This is a genomic window from Staphylococcus chromogenes (genome assembly GCF_029024625.1).
Lineage (GTDB): Bacteria > Bacillota > Bacilli > Staphylococcales > Staphylococcaceae > Staphylococcus > Staphylococcus chromogenes.
In genome coordinates, this window is sequence record NZ_CP118953.1 from 1311825 (window position 1) to 1326047 (window position 14223).

12 protein-coding genes are annotated in these 14223 nt (G+C 34.4%); 4 read left to right on the forward strand and 8 right to left on the reverse strand.

Annotated features, from left to right (window positions below; all coding sequences use genetic code 11):
- Positions 1–45: 45 nt before the first annotated feature.
- Entirely contained in the window at positions 46–1653 is a 1608-nt protein-coding gene (locus PYW36_RS06465) for an ABC-F family ATP-binding cassette domain-containing protein (protein ID WP_103158863.1), read from the reverse strand.
- A gap of 156 nt (positions 1654–1809) precedes the next feature.
- On the opposite strand from PYW36_RS06465, the gene PYW36_RS06470 reads away from it, so the two are divergent.
- The gene (locus PYW36_RS06470) at positions 1810–2715 is read left to right on the forward strand and encodes a CvfB family protein (RefSeq protein ID WP_103158864.1); all 906 of its coding nucleotides are present in this window, start codon (positions 1810–1812) and stop codon (positions 2713–2715) included.
- A gap of 56 nt (positions 2716–2771) precedes the next feature.
- On the opposite strand, the gene PYW36_RS06475 is transcribed toward PYW36_RS06470, so the two are convergent.
- The gene (locus PYW36_RS06475) at positions 2772–3716 is read right to left on the reverse strand and encodes a 1-phosphofructokinase family hexose kinase (protein WP_157946076.1); all 945 of its coding nucleotides are present in this window, start codon (positions 3714–3716) and stop codon (positions 2772–2774) included.
- 143 nt (positions 3717–3859) lie between these two features.
- The gene (gene pepF, locus PYW36_RS06480; protein WP_103158866.1) at positions 3860–5671 is read right to left on the reverse strand and encodes an oligoendopeptidase F; all 1812 of its coding nucleotides are present in this window, start codon (positions 5669–5671) and stop codon (positions 3860–3862) included.
- A 130-nt stretch (positions 5672–5801) separates the two neighbouring features.
- Here pepF and PYW36_RS06485 point away from each other — a divergent pair, with 130 nt between their 5' ends.
- Positions 5802–6125 carry a hypothetical protein gene (locus tag PYW36_RS06485; RefSeq protein ID WP_103158867.1) on the forward strand — a complete coding sequence of 108 codons (324 nt, stop codon included), beginning with the start codon at positions 5802–5804 and terminating at the stop codon, positions 6123–6125.
- A gap of 520 nt (positions 6126–6645) precedes the next feature.
- Here PYW36_RS06485 and PYW36_RS06490 read toward each other — a convergent pair.
- Both PYW36_RS06490 and PYW36_RS06495 read right to left on the reverse strand, forming a co-directional pair.
- On the reverse strand, positions 6646–7905 hold the full coding sequence (locus PYW36_RS06490; RefSeq protein WP_103158868.1) for an aminoacyltransferase: 1260 nt from the start codon (positions 7903–7905) through the stop codon (positions 6646–6648).
- Positions 7906–7929: 24 nt separating this feature from the next.
- A complete protein-coding gene (locus PYW36_RS06495) occupies positions 7930–9189 on the reverse strand; it encodes an aminoacyltransferase (RefSeq protein ID WP_103158869.1) in 1260 nt (419 codons plus the stop codon).
- Positions 9190–9703: 514 nt separating this feature from the next.
- Here PYW36_RS06495 and PYW36_RS06500 point away from each other — a divergent pair.
- Positions 9704–10798 carry a prephenate dehydrogenase gene (locus PYW36_RS06500; RefSeq protein ID WP_103158870.1) on the forward strand — a complete coding sequence of 365 codons (1095 nt, stop codon included), beginning with the start codon at positions 9704–9706 and terminating at the stop codon, positions 10796–10798.
- 132 nt (positions 10799–10930) lie between these two features.
- Here the strand turns inward: PYW36_RS06500 and PYW36_RS06505 are convergent, their stop codons facing one another.
- Entirely contained in the window at positions 10931–12193 is a 1263-nt protein-coding gene (locus tag PYW36_RS06505; protein WP_103158871.1) for a Y-family DNA polymerase, read from the reverse strand.
- Positions 12194–12347: 154 nt separating this feature from the next.
- Positions 12348–12758 carry a sporulation protein gene (locus PYW36_RS06510; RefSeq protein ID WP_037573563.1) on the reverse strand — a complete coding sequence of 137 codons (411 nt, stop codon included), beginning with the start codon at positions 12756–12758 and terminating at the stop codon, positions 12348–12350.
- A gap of 142 nt (positions 12759–12900) precedes the next feature.
- Here PYW36_RS06510 and PYW36_RS06515 point away from each other — a divergent pair, with 142 nt between their 5' ends.
- Positions 12901–13086, forward strand: coding sequence for a 2-hydroxymuconate tautomerase (locus tag PYW36_RS06515; protein ID WP_103158872.1), 186 nt, complete (start codon positions 12901–12903; stop codon positions 13084–13086).
- Between the two features lie 39 nt (positions 13087–13125).
- On the opposite strand, the gene PYW36_RS06520 is transcribed toward PYW36_RS06515, so the two are convergent.
- Positions 13126–14091, reverse strand: coding sequence for an LCP family protein (locus PYW36_RS06520; protein ID WP_103158873.1), 966 nt, complete (start codon positions 14089–14091; stop codon positions 13126–13128).
- Positions 14092–14223: the final 132 nt, after the last annotated feature.

The following is a 14223-nucleotide window of genomic DNA, read 5'->3' on the forward strand; positions in this document are numbered from 1 at the left end:
GTACGAGATAACATTTTTCTCTTAACCATTAAATTCATAATGGGGTTATTTTGTTTTTAATAAGCCTTTTTCTTCTAAATAACGTTCATATGAAATTTCTTTTGACAGTCCGCCTTTTTCATCTAAATCTATCACTCGATTTGCAATCGTATTTATAAACTCAAAATCATGTGAAGTAAAGATGATGGAACCTTTGAAAGATTTTAATCCTTCATTGACTGAAGTAATACTTTCTAAATCTAAATGGTTCGTCGGCTCATCTAATAATAAGACATTTGCACTTGAAAGCATCATTTTACTTAACATACAACGTACTTTTTCTCCACCTGAAAGTACACTTGCTTTTTTCTTAACTTCTTCGCCACTAAATAACATACGGCCTAGGAAACCACGTAAAAATGTTTCCGTTTGCTCATCCTCAGGTGCATATTGACGTAACCATTCAACTAAGTCCATATTTACATTATCAAAGTATTCAGAGTTATCTTTAGGGAAGTAACTTTGTGATGTTGTTACACCCCATTTAACAGAACCTTCATCTGGTTCCATTTCACCGGCTAAAATTTTAAGAAGTGTTGTTTTAGCAATCTCACTTTGACCCATTAATACGGCTTTATCATTTGGATTCATTGTAAATGATATATTATCTAACACTTTTTCTCCATCAATTGTTTTTGAGACATTTTGAACAAATAATAAATCATTTCCAATTTCACGTTCAGGTGTGAATTTCACGAATGGATAGCGACGAGATGAAGGTTGAATATCATCAAGTTCTATTTTTTCTAATTGTTTTTTACGACTAGTTGCTTGTTTAGATTTTGAAGCATTTGCTGAAAATCGCGCAATGAAGTCTTGCAATTCTTTAATTTTTTCTTCTTTTTTCTTATTTTGTTCTTGAGCCATTTTTTGAGCCAACTGACTTGATTGATACCAAAAATCATAGTTACCGACATAAATTTTTATTTTGCCAAAATCTAAGTCTGCAATATGCGTACATACATTGTTTAAGAAATGTCGGTCATGCGAAACAACAATAACTGTATTCTCAAAATTAATTAAAAAGTCTTCCAACCAACTGATAGCTTGGATGTCAAGACCATTGGTAGGCTCATCCAGTAACAGAACATCCGGTTCACCAAATAAACTTTGGGCAAGGAGTACTTTTACTTTTTGATTATTTTCAAGTTCTGACATTTTTTTATCATGCAAGTCTGTTGAAATACCAAGACCTGATAAAAGGGTAGCTGCATCAGATTCTGCATTCCAACCATTCATTTCAGCAAATTCGCCTTCTAATTCAGCCGCACGTATACCATCTTCATCACTAAAATCAGGTTTCATGTAAATGGCATCCTTTTCTTGCATTACTTCAAATAAGCGCTCATGTCCTTTAATTACCACATCTAACATACGTTCATCTTCATAGGCAAAGTGGTCCTGTTTTAATACGGCTAAACGTTCGTCTTTTCCTAAAGAGACGTGGCCTGTTTGTGAATCAATCTCTCCAGAAAGAATTTTTAAAAAAGTAGATTTTCCTGCACCATTTGCACCAATTAGTCCATAACAGTTGCCAGGAGTGAATTTTATATTAACATCTTCGAATAATTTACGATCACCAAAACGTAAACTTACATCAGTAACTTGTAGCATGCATTTTCTCCTTTTTACATTAATAGTAACGGAAGCATTATACCATATAATTTATAGCGTTTCGATAGAAGGATTTGAATCGTACCATTGAACACTTAATGATTATAGGTTCTAGTCATGATATAATAGAACCATTAAACATTAGAGGAGTAAATTATGTCTTTTAAAGAAAATGAAATCGCTGGGACAATAGACTTTTTAGAAGTAAAATCCCAAGAAGGATCTACTTATATTTTAGAGGGACCAAATAAAGAAAAGGTAAAATTGAATCCGTCTGAAATCAATGACGACGATGAATTAGAAATAGGGGAATCCTACAGTTTCTTTATTTTCCCAAACCGTTCAGGCGAACTATTCGCCACGCAAAATATGCCAGATATCACTGTAGGCCGTTATGATTTTGTCAAAGTCATCAGTACTGATCGTGATGGGGCACGTGTCGACGTTGGCTTACCTCGTGAAGTACTTATCCCTTGGGAAGACTTACCGAAAATCAAGACTTTATGGCCACAAAAAGGGGATGAAGTCCTTTGTACATTACGTATTGACCGTGAACGTCAAATGTTTGCACGTTTAGCTTCTGAGACCACTGTACAAAACATGTTCACTCCTGTGCATAATGATGAATATCAAAATAAAACCATCAAGGCGAGACCTTATCGCTTACTCCGTGTCGGCACCTTTTTATTATCCGAAAAAGGACACAAAATTTTCGTGCATGAATCCGAACGTAAAGAAGAACCGAGACTTGGAGAATTAATAGAAGTACGTATCATTGGTCATAATGAAAAAGGAGAGCTTAATGGGTCATTTCTACCTTTAGCTCATGAACGTTTAGATGACGATGGCGAAAAGATTATTAGCCTTTTAGTAGAATACGATGGGGAACTTCCATTTTGGGATAAGTCTAGCCCTGAAGCCATCAAAGAAGTCTTTCATATGAGTAAAGGTGCTTTCAAACGTGCAATTGGTCACCTTTATAAAAAACGTCTCATTAATATAGAAACAGGTAAAATTGTGCTCACTAAAAAGGGGTGGGCGCACAGTGAAAATCATGCATAAATAAACAGAGAGGCCGGGACTATGTCCCAGGCCTCTCCGTTTGTATAAGTAAGTTTTTATAAAGCCACTACTGAAATTTTTGGCAACAAATTTTCAAAATCTTGAACGTCCACGTGACCTGTTTCATGTTGTAAAGCATTCGCCATACCTGCTGCCATCGCATATTGCGTTGCTTTTTGAATGTCGTTCGTTTGTATAAGCCCTAAACAAAAGCCCGCAATAGAACTGTCACCTGAACCTACGGCATTCACTGCATCAATACTTGGAATAATCACTTGATAAAATTGATTTTTATGTTTTAATAACGCTCCGTTTTTACCTAAAGTGACAAACACATTGGGTAAATGATCAAAAATAGGTTGCTTTAACGCATCTTTTAATGCATCTATAGACGCAAGATGAGACGCGCCCGTTAGTTCTGCTATTTCTTCTTCATTCGGTTTAATCAAGTCTGGTTTAACAGAAGCATCCATTTGTAAAACAGAGGCGAGGGTCTTCCCATTAACATCTAAAATGACAAATTTATCTTGTTTTTTCGCAATTTGAATTAACTCATGATAAATTTCTGTTTGTAAACCAGGGGGAATACTGCCAGAAATAGCAACGATGTCATAATCCTGAATAAGCGTTTCATAAAAATTAATAAATTGTGCCTGTATAGATGCATCTAAAGGAAGTCCACTTTCTAAAATTTCCGTTTGCGCCTCTTCCGTAATCATGGCTATACAAAATCTAGACTCTAATCCACTATCTAAAAACTGATGAGGAATATGTAATCGATCTAATTGTTGTTTAATAAATAAGCCTGATGTACCACCAACTATGCCACTTGCTGTAACGTCTAAGCCTAGCTGATGACCTACGCGTGTCACATTTAAACCTTTGCCTCCAGCAGTTTTTGAAACATTGGAGACACGATTAGTTGTATTGATTTTTAAATTAGGTAAATGATATGAAATGTCAATTGATGCATTTAAGGTAATAGTTAGCACTTTTTTCATTTTGATCATCCTTTATTGTACGTGTTCGTTTTTGTTTGATTGTGTTGTTTACATGTTAAATATATAATGATTATATGTTTAAGTCAAACACAAATAGCACCAATGCGCCTAGACACATTGAGTGCTTCTTTAATTATATCTTTTTAATTACTTTCAATAATTTGTGTTAATCGTTCAATTTCATCTACCATTTGGCCAATATATCGAATTGTATCTCTTAAGGGTTGATCGATAGACATATCGATACCAGCTTGTTTAATCAATTCAAGAGGGGACATATTGCCACCTGATTTTAAAACATTGAGCCAATCTTGAACAGCTGCATCTCCTTCATTTTCAATACGTTGTGCCATCAACGTCCCAATGGTTAAACCTGCTGAATAGGTATAAGGGTATAATCCCATATAATAGTGAGGTTGGCGCATCCATGTTAACTCTGCACCTGAAGTTAATTCAACATCATCTCCCCAAAAAGTAGCAATGACTTGTTTTTTTAGTGCATTTAACTTTTCAGCAGTTAAGTGTTCACCGCGGTCTACACAATAATAAACTTCACGCTGATAGGCCGCCTCAAGTAAATGCGTCACCATATTATGATAATACGTACGTGAAATCATTGAACTTAACACCCAACGTTTAAAACGTGCGTTATTAGGACTGGTCTTTAACAAGTAATGCGCCATTAACATTTCATTCATCGTAGAAGGGGCTTCCACAAAATACATGGAGGCTTCAGATTGTAATATGTTTTGATGTTTTTGCGCTAAATGAAAATGACCGGCATGTCCCAATTCATGCGCAAGTACGAACACTTCGTTCATCTTACCCGTCCAAGAGATAAAAATATAACTATGTGTAAAATATGGGCTTGCACAATAAGCACCCGTTTCTTTTCCTTTGTTTTGTGGAAAATCAATCCAACGCTCACGATACGCTTTTTCTGTCATCGCTAAATAATCTTTACCTAATACACCTAAGGCGTTATAAATATATTTCTGAGACTCTTGGATAGAAATCTCTGGTTCATATTCAGGATCAATTGAAATTTTTAAATCTTCATATCTCAAAACATCTAAATGGTGAGCTTTCTTTAAGAGACGCGCGTAACGTCGCATAATAGGGGCGAGCTCCGTCATAATGATATCAATTTGTCTATGATACATTTCAGGAGTTACATCTTGTTCTTCTAATAAAAAGTCAATTACAGACGCATATCCTCTTAAGTTAGCCTCAAGTTTTTCATTTTGAACGTGTGCATTATAAGCAGCCGCTATAGTATGTTGATATTCTCTTAATTTACGGCTAAAATGCGCAAAACTTTGATGTCTTAATTCTTTATCTGTACTGTCCTCATAAATCCCTTCAAATGTTGTATAATCCATATTATAGACTTGTCCATTGGCTTCAAACTGGCCAAAATCAATATCCAACATTTTTGTCACTTCATAAATTTCTGAAGGTACATTCATCGCATGAGCCATATGAGCAAGTGTTTTTTCAGCTTCAGGATGTAATTGATAAGGTTGTTTTTTCAACAATCTTGTTAAATAATAAGGATATTTTGTCGTCTTAATCGCGTCTTTTATGATTTGTGGGTCAAGTTGCAATAGTTCTGATTCTATAAAAGTTAAACAACTGCTTATTTCACCATAATTTTGACTAAACAGGGCACTTAGACGTTGTTTTTCAGCATCTGTAGTATCAACGCTATATTGTAACTGTGCATAATTTCCTACACGATCAATCTCGATAAGTAAGTCACAATATTCATCCAAGACTGTTTCAATAGACTGTTTATCAGTTAAAGTATTTGTAAAGTGATTTTGAAAATTTTTTGCACGTGTAACAAGGCTTTTGATAGCATTTTCATAGGCTTCATCACTTTCAAAGATATCTGTTAAGTCCCAAGTTTCTAAAGGTTGTACGTCATCTCGGGAAACAAGTTTTTGTGTCATCAAAATTCCTCCTTTTATGGCTCGTTTAATCTATTATACATTATAATATAAGAAAACTATTGTTTACACATGCACACACGTACCTTGAAGTCATGTATAATGAAAAAATGATGGTAAGGAGGGTCAAACAATGTCCATTTTAGATATGCCAAATTACCTATGGATTTCCTTAGCGTTTATGATTGTGCTTACAGTTTTTTGTACCTTGGTCTTAAATAAATGGTTTTTCACAGCAATCTTAAGTTTTATTATTCTAGGAAGTCTAGCTTTTGTTTTGCCTAATTTTTATGATATTACGTATGAGCCATTATTAGGATTTGCTGCATTCGTAGCTGTACTAAGTTTAATCATTAGTTTAATACTTTGGTATTTAACACGCTCTTGGCGCAAACAACGCCAAAAGAAAAAATATGAAAAAGAACTATCACGTGTCGAACAAAAATACAAACCATAACAAAATTCAAAAGCCTCGCTAGCATGTGTACATTGCATTGCTAACGGGGCTTTAATTAGGGAGAAGATTTCAAAGTAAGTCGCTATAGTTAACTTCCTATAATATATATTATGTAAACTAATTTGTTTTTTCGAAATTACACATACACTTTATATACTAATTTGCTTTTTACTAATGAACCAAAAATTATGCGTCATTTATGTGTACTAAACTCATATATATACCTATATTCTACATATACTACGGTTTTTATGCTGCCTTGTTTGCTTTTATTTATAAGTTTCCGAGTCTCAAACCATTCTCGCTTAACTTTTTTATTTAATACTTGCTAAAGAAATAGTATAAGACTATTAGGTTTACATAACATAAATATGTTCAAGTTTTTGATTTTTAAATTCCTATTGATTTAGATCTTCATTTTCATTACTGTACATTTTCTATCTCTATTCCTGCTTAAATTACGTTTTTTTGAAAAAACGGTCAGTGACTTATTTCACTAACCGTTAAATAATCTCTAAAGCTATTTTTTTATTTTAGTGCGTATCTTGTTTAAAGTATTAAACAGAATATACTTCGGTTTATTAATCGGTTTATAGAAATCTCCAATTAATTCTTCAATTTGAACGTTAAATCCACGTTTAAAGCGATAAACACCATAATCCTCACTATTTTCAGTGAAGTCTCCGGATAAGCCATAAAAATTATAACGTTCATAACCGTGTTCAAAGCAATAATTAATCATATACCAGTGCATTGCATAAGGTCCCATAAAGTGATTATACTTTTCACTGGAGCCTCCTGAAAAATAATTGATTTCGTAAGCGTTCGCAAAATACACACCTGAGGCAAGATTTAAAATTTGACCATCTGTTTTGCGAAGCTCACTTACTTTTAGCATTTCACTTTTATCATGATCGATTTGCTTGTCGAGTTCAGCAATTTTTTTCAATTGCTTATCTGACTTGTTTTCATTCGCCATCATTTGATCACGACGATTTTCTTTATCATTTAAGCTTTCTTGCAACGTCGTAATATACTCGTCCAAATCAATGTAAGCTAAAGGTACAAGCGCCTTGCTACCATAATTTTGAATGAAATTTCTAAAGTACTCATCCGTTTTAGACACAAATCCTGCACGCGCTTCAGTTTCACGATAAAGTTCTAAAAATTGATCAAATTCATTTTCTTGTAAAAATTTAACACGAATACCATAATTAATCGCTTTATTCACATTGCGCTTGCGTTGACTATCAAATTTCTTTTTAATCGTTGAGGGCGTCTGATCTTTTAAATTTAAAACTCCCATCCAACGCACTTGACTTGAAGTGTCATAGCTTGTAGTGAAACCATGATGTTCATAACCATGTGATTTAAATAATTGAACCAATTTTTCATTAGATTCTTGTCCTGATAAAGGCTTAATGTCTTTATCATAAACTTGATACAACCAATATGGATCCATTTTTACATAAAGACATTTATTTTTTTGCAAATAAGTTTCGAGCTCTTTCAAATAAAAATCAACGAGACCTAAATCAGAATAATCCATCACTGGACCTCGATTAGAATAATAAACATAGCTTCCCATTGTAGGGATTTTTGAAAATAGACTTGCTGCTAGAATTTGATTGTTTTCACCTTTAATACCGAGTAATACGACTTGAAACCCGTCTGCTTCACGTGTTCCAATATTTTCTTTAACTTGGAAATAATGGCTTTCTAAAGCAGGATTTTGAACAAATTGGTCATATTCTTCAACTGTTAGTTCTGTAAATTTCATACCAATGAATCCCCTTCTTTTACATTACTTTCTATCTTTTATTTTCTTGAGTTGTGTATAAATGCGATACATAGGTTGATTTATTGGTTTAATAAAATCTCCTACGTATTCAATGACGTCCGCATTAAAACCTTTTTTGAATTTTACTACGCCAGCATCTTCAGCGTTTTCCGAGAAATCTCCGCTGACACCATAAAAATTATAACGTGGGATGCCATGGTCAATCGCATAATTAATCATTTCCCATTGTATTGCATAGCTACCTGCAAAATGGCGAAACTCATTTGACGTTCCACCAGCATAATAAACAACTTCGAATGGGTTGATGATGAAATAAGCTGCTGAAATCGGTAATTCATTCCCATGTTCAGCTTGTAAACGCTTTGCTTCCTCGATTTTAGACAAGTGTGTCTCAAGTTGTTGCTCAAGATTTTGTTTTTTATTCACTGCTTTTTTGTTTTCAGGACGTTTTTCTATATCTTTTTCTGCTTTTCCAATTTCTTTTCTTAATACGGCTTCTTCTTGGTTCAGTTCTTCAATATATTCATTGAAGTCAATATAAGCTAATGGAACAAGCACACGTTCTTTATAGTGTTTGTAACGATTATAATAAAAATCGTCTTCACGGTCTAAAAAGTCTTTTGCTTCAGAAGTATCTTCCATAAAAGATCTAAAAATATGTAGCTCATCTTCTTTTAAAAATCGGACTTTTACACCATTTTTTTGAACTTTTTTAGTATTTCTTTTACGTAAACTGTCCATATTATTGAGCACATCTTTTGCCGTTTTACCTTCTAAATCTAAGACTGAATGAAAACGAATTTGTTTTATAGGGTCGAAACCAACTGAAAAACCGTCGTGTTCGTAACCTAATTCCGCCATTTTATCAAATATCCAATCATTGTTAAAACGCTCAATCACTTCTCCATCATGGTTACGTTTTAACATCGGTAAATAAGGGTCAACACGCAAATATAATGCATTGTATTTTTTTACATATGATGCGAGTTCATTGTAGAAAAAGTGGACTAATTCTTTATTTTCATAATCTATAATTGGTCCGCGGTTACTATAGAAATATTTAAAAAATTTCATAACAGGTGTAGCAGTTAATAAACATGCGGCGAGGATATTGTTTTGATTATCCTTAATCCCCACGAGGTGTGTCTCTACACCTTCTGCTACTTTAAGTTCGTAATTCCCTACCATTTGAGTAAAATGGCTATACGGCATCGAATCGGCAAATGCGCCAAATTCTGCCGTCGTCAAGTTTGTAAATTTCATTTTTTAACTCCTATTTCTCTGAAATCTTTTTTTATTGTTATTTATAAAGGAGAGGATTGCTTTTATTCATTTCTGCTATCTTGGTGTTAAAAAACTGTACATGTTGCTCTATGCTCGTCAGATAGTCCTAACCTAATAAATAGCATTTCACCTAAATATAAAGATGTCTATTATTTTTAGACATGATTATTTTTATGCTTTTTATCTCATTTTATTTTAACGTATTCCGCGATAATAAGCCAATATCGGAGTAGACTTCACCCTCATTTTTTATTATTGTACTTTAAACATTTTGTATGTCTATATGAAATCACTTACTATTTTTGATGAAATTTGAGATATTGTTTTTGTATTAATCTCACTTTTCATGCATGGTTTTTTAGGAATTGTTCACTTATAATTCGTTATTTATCTGTTTTTTTAACGCTTGTCTGATTATTTCTACATCTTCTATTGCAATTAAACGCTTTAAAATGTTAAAATATCTGAATATTATTACAATAGGTGGTGCATTATGACGAATATATTTTTTGTAGGTTTAGGACTCATCGGAGGAAGTTTAGCAAGCAACTTTAAATATTTTTATGAAGATATCCATATCACTGCTTATGATGCCAATCACCATCAATTACAACGTGCGATTTCTATGGGAATTGTTGATACGATTACTACTGATTATACATATGGGCTTTCTCAAGCAGATATCGTTATTTTCGCCACACCTGTTCATACAACGACGTCATATCTTGCATCGATGTCTCAATATAACACACGTCCTGGCTTAATTGTCACAGATACAGGAAGTACTAAATCTACTATTCAAGCTTTTGAAAGTGAATTGCTTCAACAAGATATTCATCTCATAGGCGGACATCCCATGGCTGGGAGCCATAAAAGTGGCGTACTTAATGCCAAAAAACATCTTTTTGAAAATGCATATTATGTTCTTGTTCATGATATGCCTGAAAATGATGTCGCGCATGAACGAATTAAGAATCTTTTACAACATACACGTGCGCATATTATTTCGATGACGGCTGATGAACACGATCACGTTACCGGTATTGTTAGTCATGTCCCCCACTTTGTGGCCTCTAGCCTCGTCAATTTAAATGCTTACTATGCACCGGAGTCAGAGTGGATTAAACAACTTGCCGCTGGTGGTTTTAGAGATATTACACGCATCGCAAGCAGTAATCCAGAAATGTGGAGAGATATCTCTATTGAAAATAGAACACATATTTTATCTGTAATGAAGCATCTTCATTCTGATTTTAGTAAAATTATCGACCTTCTTGAGCGTCAAGATTCTGACGGGCTCTATGATTTTTTCAATAATGCTAAGCAATATCGTGATGCCCTCCCTATTCGCAGCCAAGGTGCAATGAACAGTTCATTCGATTTATATGTTGATATTCCGGATAAACCTGGTACAATTTCGCAAGTTTTAGATATTTTAAGCCACGAACGTATTTCTATTAGTAATGTGAGAATTTTAGAAGTTCGTGAAGATATTTATGGCGCCTTGCGTGTCAGTTTTAAAACTGCCTCAGATCGTGATGCTGGACGACTTGCCCTTTCGCATCAATTCGATACGTATATTAACTAACATAAAAAGAAGTAGCGCTCCTCCCTTAGCTACTTCTTTTTATATTTCATATTCTCCCATAATAGTTTACATAATATAATTATGGTTTTTAAACTTTTATAATGAAGGGCTCTTAAGCTATTTGCTTTTTAGCTACATTTTGTGACCTGCCATTAACCCTAACCGTGTGTGTTTCGTCCCCGCTTCAGTAAAAGAGACTGCCTTCGAAACGCTCCCTTTGCCATATTTTTGATGTAAGGCATCAATAGTTTTGGCTAACGCTTCTTCTCTTCTACGTTGGTACTCATCGATAAATAAGTTAAGCTGTCGATCATTGTCCGATACAAAATGCGTCAAAGAAACACTCAGTGTACGATATAATTGGGAGGTGTCACAGTGGTCGTCAGCTAAACGCAACACAGTTTGAAGAATGTCTCTGTCTAAATTTGTCGCATCTTGTAATGTATACTGTTTGGAAACGCCTCCGCCTTCTTTATATCCAAAAGAGAAATGAATCGTTTTTGCAAATTGCTTACGCGCACGCAAACGACTGGCCACATCTTCAATTAACTCACGCATAACGACTTTCGTTTCTTCGTAAGTATAATCCCTCATTAAAATCTGACTTTTACAAATAGAAGGATTGATAACACGATAACTATCACTAATGTGACTTTGATCAATGCCATTTGCATGCAGATGTAAATCCACGCCTATAATCCCAAAATCTCTTTTTAAATATTGATATGGATATTGTGCCAGTTGCCCAATATTAAAAATCCCCCGTTGATTAAGTTTCTTTTCTGTTCGTGTGCTAATCCCCCAAAAATCACGCAAGGGTTCTATTTTCCAGAGTTTTGTTGGGACATCTTCATAACGCCATTCAGCGATATGGTTCTCATTGTGTTTCGCCTCATTATCAAGTGCCACTTTACTCAGCAACATATTAGGGCCAATCCCTATCGCGCAATGAATGTGCGTCTCATCTAAAATCTCTTTGATGAGTCTTTCGCAAAATGATAAAAGTGTCGTATTAAAGCGATAATAACTTTTCGTCACATCCATAAAAAACTCATCGATACTATATTGATGTAAATCCTCTGCTGGCACATAACGTAAAGCAATTTGAGAAATTTTTAGAGAGACCTCAAGATACTTTCTCATACTCGGATTAATAATATAAATGTCATTACGATGAGGAATTTCAAATAATCGCGAACCTGTTTTAATTCCTAATGCTTTGAGTGCCGGCGTCGACGCAAGTACAACGGATCCTTGACGTTTTGTATCAGCCACCACAGCCAGTTTTGTCGTAAGTGGATCTAGTCCTTTTTCAATACAGGAAACACTTGCAAAAAAGCTCTTTTGGTCTATACATAAAATATCTCTATTTTCTAATAAATGATAATCATACATCTTACCGCCCCCCAATTTTTATCATTTGAGATATTTCTATTATATACGAACATATGTTCTATTTTCAAGGAAAAGAGAAAATCCGTTCGCTTATAATCATAAAAAAGCACAACACCTTTTTAATAAGATGTTGTGTCTGTTATAACTATAATATTTAAGCTTTGTTATAAGGAATCAACTCTTCTACTTCTTCATCTATACCTAAATCAATATAGACATGCGCTTGTAAATAAACCCGACTCTCTTTACATTGGAAATTCAAGTCTTCTGGTTTGAACTCAAATGTGACTTGTTGTGGGTTCGCTTTATCTACTGTGAAACGCTCTTCTAACACAAAGCGATCTAATTCATTTTCAAGTTGCGAAAACTCGCTTGTTTCATCCTTATTTTCATACTTTTCAATGAGTTTGACTTCTGTATGTGTGACAGTTTGTATACTGTCTCCCGCTTTAAAGTAAATACATCCTGTAATCGCATCTGAAACCTCATACGTTTTTTGGTCCAAACGAATATAGACATGCATCCCATTAATTCCTAATGATGTTAAAATATTTTCAAAACCCATAAAGTACCTCCTGAAACACTTTCTTTATCATATCTTTTATAGAATTCACTTTGCAACTCATATGTAAAATTTAAAAAATGATTAAGAAGATACGCACATTCTGTTAAGATAATACTATACTGAGATAAAGGAGGCGACACACATGCCTATCGTAACTGTTCAACTACTTGAAGGTCGTACTGATGAACAATTAAAAGCACTTGTTGCTGAAGTCACTGATGCTGTTGAAAAAACTACTCATGCCCAACGCGATGCCATTTCTGTGATTGTCGAAGAAATGAAACCTCAACACTACGGTGTGGGAGGAACACGTAAATCAGACGTATAACATTGAAAACGGGGTAGGAAAAATCCTACCCCGTTTTGTTTATTCTTCATTTAAGAACTGCTGTATTTTCTTCTTATTAGCTTCTTTATCAATACCTAAAGCACTTCCACCGTCACTCGTCGTAACGTTTTCATAAGTCCCTTTCGCTGGGACACTTAACGTTTTAATATTTTTATCACCACGTACGATAAAGCTCATTCCTGTTTGATAAATGGCAGAGTCTGGCATGTCCGTAGCTACATACCCACGCATAATCCCTGCAAGTTTCGGTAGTTTAAATACGGATGACGGTTGCACCAATTCTTGTTTAAGTGCATTCATCACTTGTTGTTGACGTCTTACGCGACCAAAATCGCCCTCTTCATCATGTCGAAAACGCGCATAGCCTAACAATTCTTTACCATTTAAACGATGCTCACCTTTTTTCAATGAGACCCCAATTTTAGCAGACATATCTTTTTCTACGTTAATAGGGACACCTTGAGGGCTTAATTCATCAATCATGGCTTCAAACCCTTTAAAATCTAAAGTGGCATAATATTCCGGTTCGATGCCTAAATTCTCTTTGAGCGTTTGACGTAATAATTCAGGTCCACCTAGGGAATAGGCTGTATTGATTTTATAACGATTGTATCCTGGAATATCGGCGTAGATATCACGCATGACAGAAACAATTTTCATATCTTTATGTAGGAAATCATATTGCGCAATCATAATGGAATCTGTTCGGGAGACACCACCATCTTCTCGGTCAGATCCTAAAATTAATACCGTGGCTTTGCCATCGTTTTTAGAGACACCATTAAATTTATGTAACTTTGGTGCTTGTTTATGTTCTTTGGCTACATCTAAGCCAGCACGATAACTCGAAATAGTAAAAGCAATAGCGATAATCAAAAGCAATATTAGCGCTAAACTAACAAAAGGTAGTTTGCGAATGCGTCTCTTTTTACGTCGTCTGACTTGCTGTTTTGGATTTCTGTGTTCATAATTATTTTCACTCATCTTATCAACCTTATACCTTCAAAATTGGGATAGTCTGTACTATAATTAATACATATTAACGTTATATAAAATTATTTTAAAAATCAAGCAAAAACTTTAAAAATCATACTAAGGTCTAAAAATTATGGGGAA

What these genes read in the sequence shown, in the direction of transcription:
- PYW36_RS06510 (WP_037573563.1), bottom strand. Translation starts at nt 12,758, where the DNA reads ATGGGTTTTGAAAATATTTTAACATCATTAGGAATTAATGGGATGCAT.
- PYW36_RS06505 (WP_103158871.1), bottom strand. Translation starts at nt 12,193, where the DNA reads ATGTATGATTATCATTTATTAGAAAATAGAGATATTTTATGTATAGAC.
- PYW36_RS06520 (WP_103158873.1), bottom strand. Translation starts at nt 14,091, where the DNA reads ATGAGTGAAAATAATTATGAACACAGAAATCCAAAACAGCAAGTCAGA.
- PYW36_RS06495 (WP_103158869.1), bottom strand. Translation starts at nt 9,189, where the DNA reads ATGAAATTTACAAACTTGACGACGGCAGAATTTGGCGCATTTGCCGAT.
- PYW36_RS06465 (WP_103158863.1), bottom strand. Translation starts at nt 1,653, where the DNA reads ATGCTACAAGTTACTGATGTAAGTTTACGTTTTGGTGATCGTAAATTA.
- PYW36_RS06475 (WP_157946076.1), bottom strand. Translation starts at nt 3,716, where the DNA reads ATGAAAAAAGTGCTAACTATTACCTTAAATGCATCAATTGACATTTCA.
- pepF (WP_103158866.1), bottom strand. Translation starts at nt 5,671, where the DNA reads ATGACACAAAAACTTGTTTCCCGAGATGACGTACAACCTTTAGAAACT.
- PYW36_RS06490 (WP_103158868.1), bottom strand. Translation starts at nt 7,905, where the DNA reads ATGAAATTTACAGAACTAACAGTTGAAGAATATGACCAATTTGTTCAA.
- PYW36_RS06515 (WP_103158872.1), top strand. Translation starts at nt 12,901, where the DNA reads ATGCCTATCGTAACTGTTCAACTACTTGAAGGTCGTACTGATGAACAA.
- PYW36_RS06500 (WP_103158870.1), top strand. Translation starts at nt 9,704, where the DNA reads ATGACGAATATATTTTTTGTAGGTTTAGGACTCATCGGAGGAAGTTTA.
- PYW36_RS06470 (WP_103158864.1), top strand. Translation starts at nt 1,810, where the DNA reads ATGTCTTTTAAAGAAAATGAAATCGCTGGGACAATAGACTTTTTAGAA.
- PYW36_RS06485 (WP_103158867.1), top strand. Translation starts at nt 5,802, where the DNA reads ATGTCCATTTTAGATATGCCAAATTACCTATGGATTTCCTTAGCGTTT.